This is a genomic window from Sphingopyxis macrogoltabida (assembly GCF_001314325.1).
Taxonomy (GTDB): Bacteria; Pseudomonadota; Alphaproteobacteria; order Sphingomonadales; family Sphingomonadaceae; genus Sphingopyxis; species Sphingopyxis macrogoltabida.
Genome location: NZ_CP009429.1, coordinates 3,738,238 through 3,756,705 on the forward strand (window position 1 = coordinate 3,738,238; position 18,468 = coordinate 3,756,705).

Below are 18,468 nucleotides of genomic sequence, written 5' to 3' on the forward strand. Positions count from 1 at the left end.
GAGCGGCTAGCCTTCCGTCGTGACCGGTTGGCCGATCCTTTATTCCGCCTTGGCGATGACGGCGATCGTCGGCGTCCGCTATCTGATCAGCAGCGGCGGCTTCGCGCTCGCGACGCGGCTGAAGCATCCCGGCCTCTATCGCGGGCTCGAAGGACAGATGCGGCGCGAGATCGGCTGGAGCCTCGCCAGCGCCGCCATCTACGGCATTCCTGCCGGTATCGTCGCCTGGGGCTGGCAGGCGCATGGCTGGACGCGCATCTACAGCGACTGGAACGCCCTGCCGCTCTGGTATCTGCCCGTCAGCCTCTTCGCCTATCTGCTTATCCACGACACATGGTTCTACTGGACGCATCGCTGGATGCACCGTCCCGCCCTGTTCCGCCTCGCGCACAGCGTCCATCACGACAGCCGCCCGCCGACCGCATGGGCGGCGATGAGCTTTCACCCGCTCGAGGCGATCACCGGCGCGGTCGTCATCCCGGCGCTCGTCTTCCTGATCCCGATCCATGTCGCCATGCTGGGCCTCGTCCTTGCGCTCATGACATTGATGGGGGTGGGCAATCATATGGGGTGGGAGATGTTCCCGCGCGCGCTTGTCCATGGACCCGCGGGCCGCTGGCTGATAACCGCGACGCACCACGAACGGCATCACGCCGCCTACCGGGGGAATTATGGTCTCTATTTCCGTTTCTGGGACAAGGCGTGCGGCACGGATATCGGGTTGGGCGACTTTGGGGGCAGCCTTGATGCTGCTCACCGCCGCCGCAAGCGCGCCGCCGCCGAAGGTTGAGGTCAGCGTCACCGGCCTGCGCAGCATGAAAGGGCAGCTCCTCGTCTGCCTGACCACCAACCCCAAGGCCTTTCCCGATTGCAGCAAGGACAAGACGTCGGTGCGCATGGCGGTGAAGGCGGCCGACGCGGACGACTTCGTCGTCCACGCGCCCGCCACTGGCACCTATGCGATTGCCGTCGTCCATGACGAAAACAGCAACAACAAGATGGATGTCGCGATCTTCCTGCCCAAGGAAGGCTTCGGCTTTTCGCGCAACCCGACGATTACCGTCGGCCCGCCGAGCTTCAGATCGGCGAGCTTCGCGGTCGCGGGCGACATCCGCCAGTCGATCAAGATGAAATATATGCTGTAAGCGCACAGCGGCGCCGGAGACTCCTGTGACGTAGTTTTACGTCACAGCGTTCCGGCGCGCGCGAGGTCGCCGGGGAGCGACTTGATCGCCATCCAGAAATGAAGCGCGGCCCAGATCCCGGTCAGCCCCGCAAAGGCGAGCGCGATACGCAGCGACTGCGCGGGATCGGCGATATGCGGCGCGATCAGGTCCGACGCGATGCCGATCAACTGCGGCGCGATCGCGAGGTTGGCGATGTTCGCCGTGAACAGCACCACCGCGACGGTAACACCGCGCATGTCGGGGCGCACCAGATTCTGGAGCAAGGCCAGCATCGGGCCGACATAGACGTTGGTGAACGGGATGAAGAGCCACAGCAGCCAAAGCGCCATATTCTTGTCGCTCACGCTGTGCGCGAGCACGCCCGGGATAGTGATCAGAAGCGTGACCCAGGCGAGAAAATGGCATTGCCATTTCGGCGCCATGCGGGCGAGCTTGAAGGTCACCAGCGTCGCGGCGACCAGCGCCGCGGCGCCGCCGACGCCGCTCATCATCCCGACCTCGAACCCCGCCTCGCCGACGCTGAAGCCGTGCGAGCGCGCGAGGAAGGCGGGCGTCCACCAGACGAGGCCCATGCCCGAGAAGGTGGCGATCGTCGCGCCGGCGATGACGTGGACGAGCGCGCGCTGCGAACGAATGAAGGCGATCGTCTCACCGATCCCCGGGGCCTTGGCGGCGGTCGCGGCGACATCGCTCGCACCGCGCTGCGGCTCGCGGACGGTCAGCAGGAGAAGGAGCACGGGAATACTCGCGAACGCGAAGACGATCAGGCCGTGCCGCCATCCGAAGCGCTCGGCGAGCAGGCCGCCGCCGATCCCGCCGATCCCCGACCCGATCGCGATGCCGAGCGCGAACACCGACATGGCGACGATCCGTTCCGACGGCCGGAAATAATCGGCAAGGATCGAATGCGACGGCGGCGTGCCGCCCGCCTCGCCGACCCCGACGCCGATGCGCGCGAGCAGCAATTGCCAGAAATTCTGCGCCATGCCGCAGGCGGCGGTGAACAGCGACCAGATCGAAAGCGCCCACATGATCATGTTGCGCCGGTTGACGCGGTCGGCAAGCGCGCCGAGCGGCAGCCCTGCCGCGGTATAGAATATGGCGAGCGCGACCCCGGTCAGGAAACCGACCGACGCGTCGCTGAGCTGGAATTCCGCCTTGATCGGCTCGATAAGCGTCGAGAGCACGAAGCGATCGGCGATGTTCATCGCATAGACGAGCGTGATCACCGCGAGCGCCCAATAGCGCCCCTTCACGACCGGATGCTGCGAAAGCCCTTCTTGCCGCGCCGAAACCTCGGCCTGTGTCGTCATCGATCGCCCTCCTCAACTCGTCCGGCCGGTTTCAGTCCGCCAGCTTTCCCGTGATAATGCATTTAAATGCAGATATGTCTATTGAGTATTTTGCTTCGCCGTCGCGTCCCTTGAAAAATGCCCGCGCACCCGGAGAACAACGGCATCGCCGCAGATTGGGCGTCTCCGCACTCACTGCAATCAGGATAGAGCGCTGTAAAGAAAGGATTTATCTAGCCTTCGAAAGACGCCGGCAAAATCTCGTCCGTGCCTGAAAATGAAGGATTGCATCCCCGATCATAATATAAGACAGTAATGCATATTTCGAGTCTCCCCGCTGAATCGGGCGGAGGCGGCCATCAGAGGAAGGGAGCACCATATGGACATCGACAGACGAACGGCACTCGGCGCCTTGGCAGCGACGACCGCAATGGCGACGACATCGGCGCTGGGCGTCACGGCAAAGGCCTTTGCGGCCACTTCAGGAGATGTTGATTTGTCACCGAAATCATGGCCCGCGGGCGAATATGCGCGTTACATGAAGGCGCAGGGCGTCGACAGGACAACCGCCGGTTCGGCGCAGGGAAAACAGGGCGCGGTCACCGTGGCCTATGGCGGTCTCGCCGCGCGCGCAGGCCTTGAAGCGCTGAAGCGCGGCGGCAATGCGATCGACGCCGCGATGACCACCGCGCTCGCCCAGGTCGCGCTGACCATGGGTTCGCCGATCAGCTATTTCGGCATCATGTCGCTCGTCTATTATGACGCGAAGACCGGCAAGACCCATACGATGAACGCCGAGTGGAACACGGTCGCGGGCGAAACCGACCCCAAGTCGATTCCCGGCGCGATCGATTTTTCGAGCACCGAAGCGCTGCAGGGCAAGGGCGAGCCAAGCGGGCGCACCGCGCTCGTCGGCGGCTTCATGAAGGGGGTCGAGGCGGCGCACAAGCGGTTCGGCAAGCTCCCCTTCGCCAGCCTCTTCGGCCCCGCCATCCATATTGCCGAAGAAGGCATGCCGGTCACGGCGCAGCTCGAAACGGCGTTCAAGTTCCGCGACAAGGACATCCGCCGCCTTCCCGAAACGCGCGCAACCTTCGTCAAGCCCGACGGGACGGCCTATGCCGAGGGCGATATTTTCCGCCAGCCCAAACTCGCCGCCACCCTGCGCGCCGTGGCTGAGCAGGGCGCCGACTATATGTACGGCGGCGCGTGGGGCGAGAAGCTGATCGCCGCAGTGCAGGCCGATGGCGGCAAGATGACGCTCGACGACCTCAAGAATTACCAGGTGCTGTGGGCCGATCCGCTCGTCGCCGACCTGCGCGGCGGCTATTCGCTGCAGACCAACCCGGCGCCCAATTTCGGCGGCATCGCGATCGTCGAAGCCCAGAATCTTGCCGATGCGGCGGGGCTGTGCGGCGGCGAACATTGGAGCAAATCGCCCGAGCAGCTCAAGAAGGCGATGGAAATCACCCAGCTGTTCGGCATTTCGATGTTCCCAAAGGAAGCCCGCGAGGCGATCTATCCGGGGATCGATTTCAGCGAAGCGTCGCGCGTGACCAAGCCGCACGCCGCGGCGCTGTGGCAGCAGATCGAGGCCGGCAAGACCTTCACCAAGTGGAAGCGGACGACGCCGATGCACTCGGACGACGTCGTCGCGGTCGACAGCGAAGGCAATATGGCGGCCATCACCCATTCGATCAATTGCGTGATCTGGGGCAAGACGGCGATCGTCGTCGACGGCATCACGATCGGCGATCCGGCGTCCTTCCAGCAGGCGACGATCGCGCTCGTCAAGCCGGGCGAGCGCCTGCCGGCGCCGACCGAAACCGGCATCCTGTTCAAGGACGGCGCCCCGGTCCTGGCCTTTGCCTCGATGGGCGCCGGCTTGCACCAGCGGACCTTCCAAGGGCTGCTCAACGTTACCTGCTTCGGCATGACCGTCGAAGAGGCGATCAACGCGCCCGATTTCTTCCTGCCCTCGGTCGATCCAAAGACGGGCGAGACGACGCTGGTGGTTCCGGAAGGACGCTTCGACCACACGGTGCTCGACGGCACCGGCTATGCCTGGCGCGAGATGTCGCTCGAAGAGGCGCGGCTGGGCGGCGAAGGCAAGTGGGTGGCGATCAGCCGCGATCCGAAAACGGGGCTGCTGCACGCCGCCTCGCACAACCGCAACAACAGCGACGCGGTCGCTTTCTGACCGCGCTCCGGGGCGCCCGCCACCGGCCCGGCGCCCTGGCGACACACAATAGCGAAGATGGAGCGGAGCAGCGGAGCGCCGCGAGCCTTGCCCGTGTCCGCAACAACAGAGGGGACGACCAATGACCAAAGCACAATTTTTCGCCATCACGTCGAGCATGGCAGCCATCGTCGCCGCGACGCCGGCGAGCGCGCAGGACAGCGGTGCGGCAAGCGCCGACAACGAGATCGTTGTCACCGCCAACAAGCGCGAGGAAAATCTGTTCGACGTCCCCTCTTCGGTGAGCGCCGTCAGCGACCAGTTCATCGACCGCATCCGCGCGAACAATCTCTCCGACATCGGCGCCTATGTCCCCGGCCTCAACGTCCAGCCGAGCGGCGGTGACAGCAATCGCCTGATCGTCCGCGGCCTCAGCACCGGTTCGCAGGATTTGAGCCCCACGGTCGGGGTCTATGTCGACGATGCTCCGTTCGGCGCGAGCACCGGCCTTGCGCTCGGCGCGGTGTTCAGTCCCGATCTCGACCCGTCCGACCTTGCGCGGGTCGAAGTGCTGCGCGGCCCGCAGGGCACGCTGTATGGCGCGAACACGCTCGGCGGTCTCGTGAAGTTCGTCACCAAGGCGCCCGACCTGTCGAATTTCAGCGGTCATGCCAGCATCGACCTGTCGACGACGCGGCAGCAGGGCGCCGACGATCCCTTTCGCACCGTGCTGCGCGGCGGTGTGAACCTGCCGATCGTCCAGGATGTCGCGGCGCTGCGGGTGAGCGGTTTTTACGACACGACAAACGGGACGCTCACCGACGTGCGCACCGGCCGCGATTCGCTCGGCGGCAACAGCCGCAAGGGGGTACGGGCAAAATTGCTCGTCGAGCCGGCGGACAATCTGTCGATCACCCTGAGCGGCGCCTATGCACGCAACAATTCGCCCCGCACCCTGTCCTTGACGGCCGACGCGCAGACGCTCGAACCGACATACGGTGACTATGCCGATTACGCCTATTCGGACAGCTATTCGCGGTCACGTTATTATGTCCTCCAAGGCAATATCCGCTATGAGTTCGCAAACGGCATCTCGCTGAGTTCGACGACGAGCTATTCCGATTTCAAGGTCGATCTCCAGTCGGATCTTACGACCGTTTTCCAGCCCGCATTCAGGGCATCGCCGTCGACCGCGGCCATCGCGCCCTTCCTGCAATTCTCCGGTCCGGTGCGCCCGGTCGTGAAACGCACGACGCAGGAATTGCGGCTTGCCTCGCCGTCCTCGGGCAGCTTCGAATGGCTCGTCGGCTTCTTTTACGACGACCAGGACAGCAATTATCTGAGCGGGATCAATTCGACCTTCAACTTCGGCGCGACACCGCCGCCGCCGCTGGCCCCGATCGTCGGGCTGCTTGCCGATTACCAGACGGTGACGACGATCAACCACTATAAGGAATATTCGGGCTTCGCGAACGCGAAGCTGTCGATCACCCCGACGATCGATCTGGGCGCCGGGGTCCGCTACAGCCATAACAAGCAGGCCTATACGAGCGCCCGCACCGGCTTCCTCGTGCTCGTCGGCGCGCTGCCGGCGTCGGGCGGCGGGACATCCTCCGACGATGTGTGGACGGCGTCGTTCGACGCGAGCTGGCATTTCGCCGCCGACAGCATGCTCTATGCCCGCGCTGCACGCGGTTACCGCCCCGGCGGCCCGACCGCGACGGGAACGAGCTTCGACCCCGACACCACCTGGAACTATGAAGCAGGCGTCAAATCGTCGATGATGGACGGCAAATTGCGCACCAGCCTTGCCGGCTTTTTTGTCGACTGGGACAATATCCAGGTCAATTTCTTCAACGGCACCAACACGGTCATCGGCAACGCCGGCAGCGCGCGCAGCATGGGGGCGGAATTCGAGGGCAGCTATTCGCCGGTCGACGGACTGACGCTGGGCGCCAACCTCACCTATACCGACACCAAGATCACGTCGCTGCTCGCCGGTCAGACGACCGGTGCCGCGTTCGGCGACGAATTGCCCTATGTGTCCCAATGGGCGGGTGCGCTGCGCGCCGACTATTATTTCCCGGTTGCAGGCACCGCGGGCGGCAATCTGGGTGCCAGCCTCCGCTATCGGAGCGCTTTCGACGGAAGCTTCCCGGGCGATGCGGGCTCGACCTTCTATCGCCTTCCCGAAACGGCGTTCGTCGACTTGCGCGCCGGGATCGAGCTGAACGAGGGTTTCTCGGTCAACCTGCAGGTCCTCAACGTGACCGACTCGCGCAAGCTGACCAGCGCGTCGCGGGTATTGGGGACGAGCGAAGCGAACGCCGACCTGTTCGGCCAGCCCGCATCGGTCGCCTATGCGCCGGGCCGGACCTTCACTATCTCGCTCGCCGGGAAATTCTGAGGGAAGCTTGTGTCGCCCGGCGAAGGCGTGGGCGACACACAGCCGATGCCCATCGTTTTGGCGGGGGATCATTCGTGCGCAAACTGCCGCCGGATTCGCCGCATCCCGAGCCAGGTCACCGCGAGTGCGATGGGGACGGCGATCGCCATCAGCACGCCGTGCCCCGCCTCGCCGAGCGCAAGACCCTTGCTGGCATAGCCGATCAGCCCGACCAGATAATAGCTGATCGCGACGACCGACAGCCCTTCGACCGTCTGTTGCAGCCGGAGTTGCAGGTCGGTGCGGCGATCCATCGACGCGAGCAGGTCGCGGTTCTGGCGCGACAGCGCGGTATCGACGCGCGTCCGCATCAGCGAGCTCGTCCATGCGAGCCGTTGTGACAGGTCCTCGAGGCGGGCGGAAAAGGAGATGCAGGTCCGCACCGCCGGCAGCAGGCGGCGGTCGGTGAAATCGGCCAGCGTCTGATACCCCTGCACCCGCCCGACGCGCAGGCTGGCGAGCCGGTCGTGCGAGATTTCCGAATAGGCGCGCGACGCGCTCATCCGGTACCGGGTTTCGGCGACGACGCCGGCGAGTTCGGCGCTGAGCGCCGACAGGTCGCGCAACAGTGTTTCGTCGGCGCTTTCGCCCGCCGCAATCGCCGACGACAGGGCGGCCAGCCGCGCCTCGAACCCCGACACGTCGGGCGTCAGCCGCTGCGCCATCGGCAGGCCGAGCAGCGCCATGTTGCGATAATTGCCGAGTTCCTGAAGGCGCTGGACGACGAGCGACGCCTCGGGTCCGGTCAACCCCTTGTCCGCGAGCAGCAGCCGCCCGAAGCCGTCCTTGTGGATGCGGAAATCGGACCAGATCCGGCCCGCACCGTCGGCGACGTCGCAGACGACAAGGTCTTCGGCCGAAAAATATTCGGCGGCGCGATCGGCGATCGCCGCATCGGAAAAGGCGAATTGCGTTGCCCGAACCACCTTCCCCGGCAGATCCGCAAACCAGCGGTCGGGGATCGCGGCGAAGGCATCCGGATCGAAGGGGTCGTCGAAGGCGCCCGCGCGGATGAACATATAGCTCGAAAATTCGGTGTGCCGTTCCCACACGATGCGCATGTCGGCGCGTTCGCCGAGCAGGAAATTCGCCCCGTCCTTCGCCTCCGCAGCATCGAATGCGAACAACTCGGCAAGCTTGTGCCGTTCGAGCGCGATGTCGCCGCGGTCGCCGGACAGCACGACCTGCATCATGCGTGTCGGGGCGGCCATCGGAGGCAGCTTGCGGACATGCATCTCGCTCGACAGCGCCGCCCGCAGCGGATGATCTTCGAGGCCAAAATCGCTGTGCCGCATGTCGCCCCCGAATGCTCGCCCGAACCATCACCTTGAGCCGGCAGTCGGGCCGCCTGCCCGCTCCGCCGTTCCCGGCCGCATCACCTATCGAAAATGCGGCCGGGCGCAAGCGATGGCAGCACCGCCGGGGAGAGAAATCGGCCGGCCGCATCCGGATCGCGACGAGGGACCGCCGCATCTTGCTCGCAATTTAATTCATAAATGCATTTAACTTTCAAGGCGCGCCCGAACGGCCCTCGCCAGTGCGTTGGCATTTCGCGATGGCCTGCGAAATTATCATGCATCGATGCACGCCGGCTTTGTTGTTTCGCGAAAATATGACATGGGGGAAGTGCGATGTCCGATTGCCCGGACAGCGGGCGCAACGGGGAATATGAAAACCTATGGCTGGACGCACGCCGAAAAATACGGTGCAGGACTGGATCGAGGCCGCGCAGCGAACGCTGGTCGACGAAGGCATCGCCGGGCTGAAGGTCGATCGCCTCGCCAACCGGCTTGGCGTGACGCGCGGCGGATTCTATCATAATTTCAAGGATCGCGACGAATTCTTCGAACAGATCATCCGGCATTGGGAGAATAGCTGCCGCTTTCTCCCCGACGATCCGCCGCCGCCGCGCCCGGGCGATGCCATCGAATGGCTCGATCGCACGATCGGCAGGCTGATCGAATCCGACGGTTATGATTACCGGTTCGACCTTGCCGTGCGCGAATGGGCCCGCGCCGACAAGCGTGCCGAATGGGCGGTCGAACGCGCCGACCGCGAGCGGCTCGATACGCTGCAGAAATTCTTCGAGGCGATCGGCTGCGACAAGGAGCATGCGGCGATCCGCGCCCGCGTCTTCTATTACCACCAGATCGGCTATTATGCGATCGGGGTCCGGCAGAGCATCGCCGAACGCCGCCGCAACGCCGAACTCTATATGGACATATTGTGCGGCGAAGAGGAACTGAAAGCCGCGCGCGCCGCCGCCGCAAAGGGACGCAAGGCCCGCGCCGCCTGAGGGCGCTACGAAGCTACCACTTCACTTTCGTCATCCCGGACTTGATCCGGGATCCACTGCGGCGTCGAAGTCATGGACCCCGGATCAAGTCCGGGGTGACGAGGATGGACGGGTCCGCTCCAGATTGGAAACCCGCTATTTGCCGGGTGAGTATAATTGACACAACACACTAATCATCAAGGCTTATCGGCGTAGGCCTTCACAAGGTCGAACATATAATCGCGCCCGACATAGACCGCTTTCACCTCGACGCGTTCGTTGAGACCGTGGACGCCGTTGCCGTCGGGGTCGCCCCAGATTCCCGGGATGCCATAGGTCGGAATGCCGACCGCACCGAGGAAGGTCGCGTCGGTATAGCCGTTGGCCATCGACGGGATAACCTTCAGCCCCGGCCAATATTGGGCGACGAGCTTTTCCATCGGGCCGATGATCTTCGGGTCGAGCGGCGGTGCCGGCGGCGCGGGGCGCTTGGGCGGTAGCTGGGTGACGGCGACCCCGGGATCGCCGATCACCTTTTCCAGCTCGGCCTTGATCGATTCGATGCTGTGGCCGGGGAAGATGCGGCAATTGATGTTCGCCCCCGCGCGCTGCGGCAGCGCGTTGGGCGCGTGCCCGCCGTCGAGCAACGTCGCGACGCACGTGGTGCGGATATTGCCGTGGAGGAAACGGTCCTTGTCGACGATCGCCAGCGCCGCCTTGTCGGCGGGGTTCTTCGCCAGCGCCGCCATTGCATTTCCCGTCTCGTCGCCGCGCGCCGCGCCCGCTTCGGCAAAGAAGCGCCGCGTCACGTCGGTCATTTCGACGGGAAATTCATATTCGTCGATCTTGGTCAGCGCGCGCGATAGCTGATAGATCGCATTGTCGCGCACCGGTACCGAACTGTGCCCGCCCGGGTTACGCGTTTCGAGGCGGAAATTGGCGAAGGTCTTTTCGCCGACCTGCACCGACTGGCCGAGCACCTTGCCCTTCCCGTCGCTGTCGCCGCCCCCACCCTCGTTGAGCGCGAATTCGGCGTCGATCAGGTCGCGCTTGTTCGCGGCGAGCCATTCGACGCCGTTGAACGCGCCGTTCGTTTCTTCGCCGCAGGTCAGCGCCAGCTTGACCGTGCGTTTGGGCTTATGGCCTTGCTGTTTGAAGCGGATCAGCGTGTCGACCCACACCGCCGCCTGCGCCTTGTCGTCGAGCGTGCCGCGGCCGTAGAAATAGCCGCCTTCCTCGATCAGCTTGAACGGATCGCGCTCCCAATCCTCACGCTTCGCCTCGACGACGTCGATATGCGCAACGAGCAGGATCGGTTTCGCCGCCTTGGCGGTGCCGGGATAGACGGCGACGAGACCGCCCTCCTTCGGATGCTCGGGCGTCGCGAACAAGGTCAACCGGTCGTCGGCAAAACCCGCCGCCTTGAGCCGCGCCGCCATCCGTTCGGACGCGAGCGTGCAACTGCCCGACGACAGCGTCGTGTTGGTTTCGACAAGCTCCCGGTAAAGCTCGCGGAAGGCCAGTTGATCGGGGCGGGGATCGGCGGCCTGGGCAACCGCGGGCGCGAGCACAGCAAGCAGGGCCGCGGCGGAGATCAGTTTCTTCATGCCACTGGTGTAGCGCGGCGAAACCGGCTGTCATCCCTTAATCGCGGCCGTGCGGCATCATCACCTCGCGCGTGATTCCGATCGCATCGAGGAAGGCGGCGTCGTGACTGACGACGAGCAGCGCGCCGTCATAGGCGGCGAGCCCCGTCTCGACCGCCGTCAGCGAATCGAGATCGAGATGGTTCGCGGGCTCGTCGAGGACCAGCAGTTGCGGCGGCACCGGCGCGCCGAGGACGCAGGCGAGCCCGGCGCGCAGCATCTGGCCCCCGCTCAATGTCCCCGCGATGCGGTCGGCGGCATCGGCACGAAAGCGGAAACGCGCCAGCGCGGCGCGGCACGCATTGTTCGTCGTCCCCGGATTGCGAGCGAGGAAATTGTCGGCGATCGACAGCGCCGGGTCGAGCAGGCTGACGCGCTGGTCGAACAGCGCGAAGGGCACGGGCACATGGACGCGGCCGCTCCACGGCGCGAGCGTTCCGGCGACCAGCGCCAGCAAAGTCGACTTGCCCGATCCGTTCGGGCCGGTGATCGCGACGCGTTCGGGGCCGGCGATGGTCAGCGACACGTCGTCGATGACCGGACGCCCCGCGACATAGCCCGCGCTGACATGGTCGAGCGACAGCACGGTGCGCGACGAGGGCAGCCCGGTCGAGGGCAGGCCGACCGACAGCGGGTCGACAACCTCGACCTTCGCGCGCGCGGCCGAAAGCTGTTCCTCGGCCTCGCCGCGCTGGCGTTCGGCGAGGCGGCGGTTGGCGCCGACGCTTTCCTCGGCGCGGCGCTTCAGCGTGCCGAGCAGGATCGCGGGCTCGTCGCCGCGCGCCGCCTTGCGCCGCCCGCCGGCATCGCGGCGCGCCTGCCGTTCGGCGGTGACCTGCGCCTGGCGCCGGACCCGGCCGAGTTCCTTTTCGGCGCCGGCCAGTTCAGCCTCGGCGGCCGCAGCCTCGATATCCTTGCGCGCGCGATAGTCGCTCCAGCCGCCGCCGTAGCGCGCGCCGCCAAGCGTCGTGAGCTCTATGATCGCGTCCATGCCCTCGAGCAGCTCGCGATCATGGCTGACGACGAGCGCGCCGCCGCGCCAGCCGGCGAGCAGCGCCCGCACCGCATCGCGGCCCTCGCGATCGAGATTGTTGGTCGGTTCGTCGAGGAGCAGGAAATCGGGACCCGCGAACATCGCCCCTGCGAGCGCGGCGCGGGTGCGCTGGCCGCCCGACAGCGACGCCAGCGGCGTGTCGGGCGCGACGGGCAGGCCGACATTCGCCAGCGCTTCGTCGAGCCGCGCCTCGAGTGTCCAGTCGGCGTCGGCGATCTCGTCGGCGCTCACCCTGCCCGCCTCGGCCTTGCGCAGCAGGGCAAGCCCGGCGCGCGCGCCGAACAGGTCGGCCACCTGCTCGTCCGCCGCGACCTGTACCGTCTGGCGCAGCATCGCCACGCTGCCGTCAATCGCGATATGGCCGGCGGACGGCGCGAGTTCGCCGGTCAGCAGGCGCAGCAGCGTCGATTTGCCGACGCCGTTGCGGCCGACGATGCCGACGCGTTCGGGCTGGAACTGGAGGTCGAGGTCCGAAAGGACGGCGCGGCCGTCAGGCGTGGACCAGCTGAGACGGGAAACGGTGATCGATGGCATGGACATGGGCTTTCCTGGCGGCAAGGCGGGGCTGCGTTGCGGTCAGGTTCCGGTCCATGACGAAGTCTCCAATCGATGAGGCCCTGAATTTAGGGTGTCCGGCGGACAAGTGCAAGAACCGCCACGCTTTGTTTGCCGGGCAAGGGATGATATCGGCGACAGTCGATGGAACGAGACGCCTCCTGCCACTGCGGCAAACTGCAGCTTCGATGCACCGGCGAGCCGTCGAAAGTCTCGCTCTGCCATTGCCGCGATTGCCAGCGGCGTACCGGCTCGCTGTTCAGCGTCGCCGCCTTTTTCCCGCGCGAAGCGGTCGGCGTCGCGGCGGGCGAGGCCAGGACCTTCCGACGCCCGTCGGCGAGCGGGTTCAATGTTTCCTTCCACTTCTGCCCCGAATGCGGTTCGACTTTGTGGTGGGAACCCGAACGCATGCCGCATCTCGTCGGCGTCGCTGCAGGCAGCTTCGCCGACCCGGATTTCCCGATGCCGGCGCAAGCGGTGTGGGCCGAGGACAGGCATCGCTGGCTGGAACTGCCGCCCGAAATGCCCGCCCATGCCCGCAACCCGGTCAAGACGGCGACACCCGAATGAGGCCTTCGATGCTGTACCGTCCGGCAGGTTTGGCAGCCGCCATGCTGATGCTCTCGGCCTGCGCGGGCGGCAATTTCCGGCCGGTGAGCGACACGCCGGTGCGGATCGGCAAGCCCTATGCGGTGCGCGGCATCACCTATGTCCCCGCCGCCGCGCCAACCTATGACATGGTCGGTTATGCAAGCTGGTACGGCAGCGAGTCGGGCAACCGCACCGCCAACGGCGAACAATTCCGTCCCGGCTGGATTACCGCCGCGCACACGACGCTGCCCCTCCCCACCTATGTCGAAGTGACCGCGCTCGATACCGGACGCCGCATCATCGTGCGGGTCAACGATCGCGGGCCCTTTGCCGCCGGCCGGATCATCGATCTGTCGCGCGGCGCCGCCGAAGAACTGGGTATGAAGGCGCAGGGTCATGCGGCGGTGCGGGTGCGGCGGGTCGAACCGTCCGAGAAGGACCGCAAGCGCCTGCGCAAGGGAAAGGCGGCGGCGGCGCTGTCCCCGGTGCCGCAGCGCGAACTCGAAAAATTGCGCCAGCGGCTTCCCGCAAAGGCCCGCTAGAGCCAGCCGATGCTCTTGAACCGCCAGTACAGCCCGGCGCAGATCGTTGCCATCGCGCCGACGATCAGCGGGTAGCCGAAGGTCCAGCCGAGCTCGGGCATATGCTCGAAATTCATCCCGTAGATCCCGGCGATCGCGGTCGGCACCGCAAGGATCGCGGCCCAGGCGGCGAGCTGGCGGGTGATCACGCCCTGCCGCTGCTGTTCGAGCATGCCGTTGGTCTCGATCACCGAGGCGGCGATATCGCGGAGCCCGCTCAGGCGGAATTCGGCGCGCTGGACATGGTCCCAGATGTCGCGAAAGAAGGGGCGGACCGCCGCATCGATATTGGGCAGGTCGTCGTCGGTCGCGAGGCTGTTCGCGACCTCCTTCATCATCCCGACGAAACGCTGGAACCGGATGATCTCGTGCCGCTGGGCATAGAGGTGCCGGATTTCGGCGGCGTCGAGCGGCGTGTCCATCACGCTGTCCTCGACCAGTAGCAACCGGTCCTCGATCGCATCGATCACCGGGAAATAGCCGTCGACGATGAAATCGAGGATCGCATAGAGGACATAGTCGGGCCCGTGCGCGAGCTTGGCCGGTAGCGTTTCGAGCCGCGCCCGCACGTCGGTGTGCGTGCGCGCCGACCCGTGGCGGACGCTGACGAAGAAATGCGGGCCGAGGAAGAAGGCGGTCTCGCCGGGCTGGATCGTGTCGCCGTCGAGATTGGCGGTGCGGGTGATGACGAAAAGCTGGTCGCCATAGGCCTCGACCTTCGGCAACTGGTTCGCCTTCAGCGCATCCTCGACCGCGAGCGGATGGAGGCCGAAACGCTTGGCGATCGCAGCCAGCTCGCCCGGCGTCGGTTCGTAAAGGCCGAGCCAGAAGAAATCGCCCTCGTCGCAATCCTCCGGGATCGCCTCGTCCGCGCCAAGTTCGCGGACGAGCTTGCCGTCATGATAGACGCGGGCGGCCTTGATCGGCATCGGCGGAACTCCGTTGGGCAGGCGCCGCTATAATCGGCGCAGCGTCGAAGGCAAATGCCCCGCTGCTCAATCGTCGCGGTTGGCGATGTTGGTGAACGGCGCCCAGGCGGCGGGGTGCGCCCAGCCCGGCCTCCAGCCCGTGATCGCAGTGCCGTCGGCGCGCTTGCCGGTGCGTACCGATTTCATCCCCGCCTGCAGCGCCTGCGCGCGCGACATGTCGGGATTCGCCTGCCGCGCCATCAGCGTTTCGACGGTGAGCACCGCGGTCGCTTCGTCCGAAACGCGCCAGTGGCTCGCGAGCAGCGCGTCGGCACCGGCGTAAAGAAACCCGCGCGCGAGCGCCGACAGGCTGTCGACGCCGCCCGAATTTTCCGCCGATGCGGTGTTGCACGCCGACAGGATCACCCAGTCGGCCGATAGCGACAGCCGTGCCGCCTCGGTCGCCGTCAGCAGGCCGTCGTCGAGGTCGCTCGCTTCATTGGGCGGGGTCAGGACGAGACCGGGTTCGCTGAGCCCGAGCGCCGGATCGGGGAGCAGGCCGTGCGTCGCGATCGCGATCACGCGGCTCGTCGCCAGCAACGGGTCCTGCCGCAGCGCGGCCTCGGTGGCGCCGCGGTCAGTCGTCAGGCTGTCCTTCGGCGCGTCGAAGAGGCTGGCCATCGCCGCGAGTTCGACCTTCGTGCCGGGCAGCGGCGCCAGTTTGCGAAGCGCGTCGGGATCGGCGAGCGGCGATCCCGATGCGGAGACGCCGTCGAACACGCCGACACCCGTGGCGGCGCGCGAGCCGGTGTCGCCGCCGAGCAGCACCGGGGCGCCATAGCCGCGGAAATGATTGCCGCGCTTGCCAGCGCGCGCTTCGCCGGCCAGCGTCAGCGCCGCGACCGACGGCAGGCTGGTGAAGGCGTAGCGATCGGCAAGCCAGCCCGCGCGCGCCAGCACATCGGGGTCGGCAGGGTCGGCCCCGTCGGGCAATGCGGTCGACGAGAGCATCGCGAGCGGCAGGTCGCCAAGCTTGCCCGAGCTGGTCACATAGAGGCGCGTGGTGCCCTGGAGCAGCGGTTCGACCGGTTCGATCAACAGCTTGTACAGCGCATTCGCGGTGTCGAGATCGAAGCGCTGGTTGCCCTCGAGTTCCTTCGCCGAGGTCGGCAACTGGTCGAGTTCGGCCCGGCGCGCCGCCGAGCAGGTCGCATAGTCGACGTCGCAGCGCAGGTCCGCAATCTGTTTCAGGATGACGTCGATGTCCTTGCCCGGCCGGCTCCAGCCGACCGCGGTCGGGGTAACGACGAACAAGTGGAAGGTGTTCGCCGCCTCGGTCATCAGAAGCAAGGCTTCACCGGGGCGCAGCGCCTTTTGCGCGTCGGCAAGCGCGATCGGGCGCGGCGAGACGAGCTGGCGATAGGCGGGATATTTCCTGTCGATCAGCGCGCTGACGTCGGCAAGTTGCGCGCGAATGGCGTCGAGTTCGCCGCGCAGCCGGGTCGCCTCGACCGGCTTGCGGTCGCCGAGCGCGCGGAGCAGATTCTTGTCGATCAGGTTCGCCCGCGCCGCCAGATCCTGTTCCTGCCGGACGGCCTCGGCCATCTCCGGCGTCTTGGCGGCACTCCGCGCCGCCGTCTGGAGCACCGCGCGTCCCGATGCCGAACTGATCGCGTCCTGCGCAGCGCGGAACGCGCGGTCCTGCAGGCGCGACTGACCGGCAGCGTCGGGCGTGTCGCTCATCAGTCCGAACGCGACGTTCATGTAACTGGTGAAGGTGGCGCGGTTGGGATTGGCCTGCTGGCGGTCGAGCGCCGAAAGCGCAACCGCATTGCCGCCGGCCGCACTCCGTTCGTCAAGGCCGCGAACGATCGCCACCGCCTTGTCCGCCTCCTGCTCGGCCTCCACCGTCTTGCCCTGCCGCATCAGGCTGAGCGCGAGGTTTTCATGCGCGCGCGCGGTGTCGATATGCGCTTCGCCGACGCTCTGCCGAAGGATCGCGAGCGACTGGCGGTAATAGGGTTCGGCCGCCTTGTCGCCCGCGCCTTCGAGCCCACCGCGGCGGACGAGTGCCGCCGCGACGCTGTTATAGGCGACCGCGGTCAGCGGATGATTTTCTCCGAGCAGGCGCCGCCGGATTTCGAGCGCCTTGATCGTCATGTCGGCGCCTTCGGCATGCTGGCCGAGCGACCCGAGCAGCGATCCGAGGCTGGTATAGGCCCAGGCGGTTTCGGGATTGTCGTCGCCGAACTTGGCCTGAAAGATCCCGAGCGCCTGCCGCATCAGCGGCTCGGCGCGTTCCGGATGGCCGTCCTCGTCGAAATTATAGGCGAGATTGATCAGCAGCGTCGCATAGGAAGGATGGTTCGGCCCCGCGACACCTTGCTGGATGTCGAGCGCGCGGCGGTACATCGGCTCGGCCTCGGTATAGCGGCCCTGCTGGTTCAGATTGTGCGCGATATTGCCGTACATCGTCGCGGTGCGTTCGCTGCTTTCGCCGAGCGACGAGCGGGTGATGTCGAGCGCCTTGCGGAGCAGCGGCTCGATGGTGCTCGGCGGCATGCCGCTGCTTTCCATGTTGAGCGCGAGATTATTGTAGGCCTCGCCGGTCAGCGGATGCGTCGCGCCGAGCGCCTTTTCGCGGATCGCCAGCGCCTTGCGATAATTGGCGTCGGCGTCGGCGAACCGTCCCGCCAGATTCTGGCTATAGGCGACCGCGGTGTAGCCGAGCGCCGCCTGCGGGCTGTCGTCGCCCTTCACCGCACGCCAGATTTCGAGCGCCTTGTTCGCCGCCGTATCGGCATCGGCATAGCGCCCCATGTCGCCGAAATTGACCGCGCTGTTATAGTGGCGCAGCGCCACATCGTCGCTGTTCGCGCCCGCCAGCCCCTCATCGATCGCGCGTGCCTTTTCGAGCATCGGCGCCGCTTCGTCGAAGCGCCCGAGGCTGCGCAGCACGACCGCGAGATTGCCGTAGCCCGACGCGGTTTCGCGGTGGTTTTCACCATGAACAACGAGGCTGGTATCGAGCGCCTTGCGATAGAGCGCCTCGGCTTCCTTCATGTCGCCGAGTTCGGACACGACCGACGCGAGATTGCTTGTCGCGACGATGGTCTTGGCATCATTCTCGCCCTTGTTCGCGATCCGTGCGGCGAGGATCGAGCGACGCAGCGGCAAGGCCTCGGCCGGCCGGCCCTGCTTGATGTAGTTGGACGAAAGGAAGGCGGCGATGGTCAATGTCTCGTCATCGCTGTCGCCGAGTGCCGCGCGGTCGAGTTCGAGCAGGCGCGCCCACAACTCCTCGGCCTCTTTCAGCCGGTTCTGCTCCTCCAGATTACCGGCAAGCACGCGGTAGCCAAGGCCGGTGATCAGCCCGTCGGCGCCATAGCGCTTCGTCGCTTCGCCGATCCAGCGCCGGTAGACCTTCTCGGCATCGGGATATTTGCCGGCGCGGTCGAGGTCCATGCCCTGATTGATGAGGTCGAGCATCTTCTGCTGGTCGCCGTCGAGTTCGCCCGATGCGGTATCCGCGACCGGCGTTTCCTGTGCGAACGCCGCCGGTGCGGCGGTCCACAATGGCGCGGCAAGCACAAGCGCCAGCAACTGGCGTCGACGGTTCGGCATGATCGGCATTCCCCTGTTTCGACCCAACATACAGAATAGATTGGGATATTGTCACCTCCGATCGGGTTAGGCCAGATGCGGGGGCGACGATGTGACAGGGGTCACTGGATACAAGCATTCCGGCATTAGA

General features: G+C 66.0%; 13 protein-coding genes. 7 read left to right on the top strand and 6 right to left on the bottom strand.

The window, feature by feature from the left end:
* The first annotated feature begins 55 nt into the window (after positions 1-55).
* A complete protein-coding gene (locus tag LH19_RS18130; RefSeq protein WP_054733813.1) occupies positions 56-790 on the top strand; it encodes a sterol desaturase family protein in 735 nt (244 codons plus the stop codon).
* Positions 747-1,145 carry a DUF2141 domain-containing protein gene (locus tag LH19_RS18135; RefSeq protein WP_054731069.1) on the top strand — a complete coding sequence of 133 codons (399 nt, stop codon included), beginning with the start codon at positions 747-749 and terminating at the stop codon, positions 1,143-1,145. The genes LH19_RS18130 and LH19_RS18135 overlap by 44 nt, the downstream gene beginning before the upstream one ends.
* 41 nt (positions 1,146-1,186) lie before the next feature.
* On the opposite strand, the gene LH19_RS18140 is transcribed toward LH19_RS18135, so the two are convergent.
* A complete protein-coding gene (locus tag LH19_RS18140) occupies positions 1,187-2,500 on the bottom strand; it encodes a spinster family MFS transporter (RefSeq protein WP_082395882.1) in 1,314 nt (437 codons plus the stop codon).
* A gap of 358 nt (positions 2,501-2,858) precedes the next feature.
* Between LH19_RS18140 and LH19_RS18145 the strand changes: the two genes are divergently transcribed.
* Together LH19_RS18145 and LH19_RS18150 are read left to right on the top strand one after the other, a co-directional pair.
* Complete coding sequence (locus LH19_RS18145) at positions 2,859-4,679, top strand: gamma-glutamyltransferase (RefSeq protein ID WP_054731071.1); 1,821 nt, start codon at positions 2,859-2,861, stop codon at positions 4,677-4,679.
* A 121-nt stretch (positions 4,680-4,800) separates the two neighbouring features.
* A complete protein-coding gene (locus tag LH19_RS18150) occupies positions 4,801-7,065 on the top strand; it encodes a TonB-dependent receptor (RefSeq protein ID WP_054731073.1) in 2,265 nt (754 codons plus the stop codon).
* Positions 7,066-7,133: 68 nt separating this feature from the next.
* On the opposite strand, the gene LH19_RS18155 is transcribed toward LH19_RS18150, so the two are convergent.
* Positions 7,134-8,399 carry a DUF3422 family protein gene (locus tag LH19_RS18155; protein ID WP_054731076.1) on the bottom strand — a complete coding sequence of 422 codons (1,266 nt, stop codon included), beginning with the start codon at positions 8,397-8,399 and terminating at the stop codon, positions 7,134-7,136.
* 383 nt (positions 8,400-8,782) lie between these two features.
* Here LH19_RS18155 and LH19_RS18165 point away from each other — a divergent pair, with 383 nt between their 5' ends.
* Entirely contained in the window at positions 8,783-9,400 is a 618-nt protein-coding gene (locus LH19_RS18165) for a TetR/AcrR family transcriptional regulator (RefSeq protein WP_054731080.1), read from the top strand.
* Positions 9,401-9,576: 176 nt separating this feature from the next.
* Here the strand turns inward: LH19_RS18165 and LH19_RS18170 are convergent, their stop codons facing one another.
* Entirely contained in the window at positions 9,577-10,986 is a 1,410-nt protein-coding gene (locus tag LH19_RS18170) for a M20/M25/M40 family metallo-hydrolase (RefSeq protein WP_054731082.1), read from the bottom strand.
* 37 nt (positions 10,987-11,023) lie between these two features.
* Positions 11,024-12,619, bottom strand: a complete 1,596-nt coding sequence (locus tag LH19_RS18175) for an ABC-F family ATP-binding cassette domain-containing protein (protein WP_234715961.1) — start codon at positions 12,617-12,619, stop codon at positions 11,024-11,026.
* 159 nt (positions 12,620-12,778) lie between these two features.
* Here LH19_RS18175 and LH19_RS18180 point away from each other — a divergent pair, with 159 nt between their 5' ends.
* Positions 12,779-13,204 (top strand): GFA family protein, encoded by a 426-nt coding sequence (locus tag LH19_RS18180; protein WP_054731088.1) that lies wholly within the window; start codon positions 12,779-12,781, stop codon positions 13,202-13,204.
* Positions 13,205-13,212: 8 nt separating this feature from the next.
* Positions 13,213-13,767, top strand: coding sequence for a septal ring lytic transglycosylase RlpA family protein (locus LH19_RS18185; protein WP_054731090.1), 555 nt, complete (start codon positions 13,213-13,215; stop codon positions 13,765-13,767).
* Here the strand turns inward: LH19_RS18185 and LH19_RS18190 are convergent.
* Positions 13,764-14,735: a magnesium and cobalt transport protein CorA gene (locus LH19_RS18190; RefSeq protein ID WP_054731092.1), complete on the bottom strand. Its 972-nt coding sequence runs from the start codon at positions 14,733-14,735 to the stop codon at positions 13,764-13,766. The two genes, LH19_RS18185 and LH19_RS18190, sit on opposite strands and share 4 nt — an antisense overlap.
* A gap of 66 nt (positions 14,736-14,801) precedes the next feature.
* Positions 14,802-18,338 (bottom strand): CHAT domain-containing tetratricopeptide repeat protein, encoded by a 3,537-nt coding sequence (locus tag LH19_RS18195; protein WP_158514452.1) that lies wholly within the window; start codon positions 18,336-18,338, stop codon positions 14,802-14,804.
* Positions 18,339-18,468: the final 130 nt, after the last annotated feature.

What these genes read in the sequence shown, in the direction of transcription:
- LH19_RS18130 (WP_054733813.1), top strand. Translation starts at nt 56, where the DNA reads ATGACGGCGATCGTCGGCGTCCGCTATCTGATCAGCAGCGGCGGCTTC.
- LH19_RS18135 (WP_054731069.1), top strand. Translation starts at nt 747, where the DNA reads ATGCTGCTCACCGCCGCCGCAAGCGCGCCGCCGCCGAAGGTTGAGGTC.
- LH19_RS18140 (WP_082395882.1), bottom strand. Translation starts at nt 2,500, where the DNA reads ATGACGACACAGGCCGAGGTTTCGGCGCGGCAAGAAGGGCTTTCGCAG.
- LH19_RS18145 (WP_054731071.1), top strand. Translation starts at nt 2,859, where the DNA reads ATGGACATCGACAGACGAACGGCACTCGGCGCCTTGGCAGCGACGACC.
- LH19_RS18150 (WP_054731073.1), top strand. Translation starts at nt 4,801, where the DNA reads ATGACCAAAGCACAATTTTTCGCCATCACGTCGAGCATGGCAGCCATC.
- LH19_RS18155 (WP_054731076.1), bottom strand. Translation starts at nt 8,399, where the DNA reads ATGCGGCACAGCGATTTTGGCCTCGAAGATCATCCGCTGCGGGCGGCG.
- LH19_RS18165 (WP_054731080.1), top strand. Translation starts at nt 8,783, where the DNA reads ATGGCTGGACGCACGCCGAAAAATACGGTGCAGGACTGGATCGAGGCC.
- LH19_RS18170 (WP_054731082.1), bottom strand. Translation starts at nt 10,986, where the DNA reads ATGAAGAAACTGATCTCCGCCGCGGCCCTGCTTGCTGTGCTCGCGCCC.
- LH19_RS18175 (WP_234715961.1), bottom strand. Translation starts at nt 12,619, where the DNA reads ATGTCCATGCCATCGATCACCGTTTCCCGTCTCAGCTGGTCCACGCCT.
- LH19_RS18180 (WP_054731088.1), top strand. Translation starts at nt 12,779, where the DNA reads ATGGAACGAGACGCCTCCTGCCACTGCGGCAAACTGCAGCTTCGATGC.
- LH19_RS18185 (WP_054731090.1), top strand. Translation starts at nt 13,213, where the DNA reads ATGCTGTACCGTCCGGCAGGTTTGGCAGCCGCCATGCTGATGCTCTCG.
- LH19_RS18190 (WP_054731092.1), bottom strand. Translation starts at nt 14,735, where the DNA reads ATGCCGATCAAGGCCGCCCGCGTCTATCATGACGGCAAGCTCGTCCGC.
- LH19_RS18195 (WP_158514452.1), bottom strand. Translation starts at nt 18,338, where the DNA reads ATGCCGAACCGTCGACGCCAGTTGCTGGCGCTTGTGCTTGCCGCGCCA.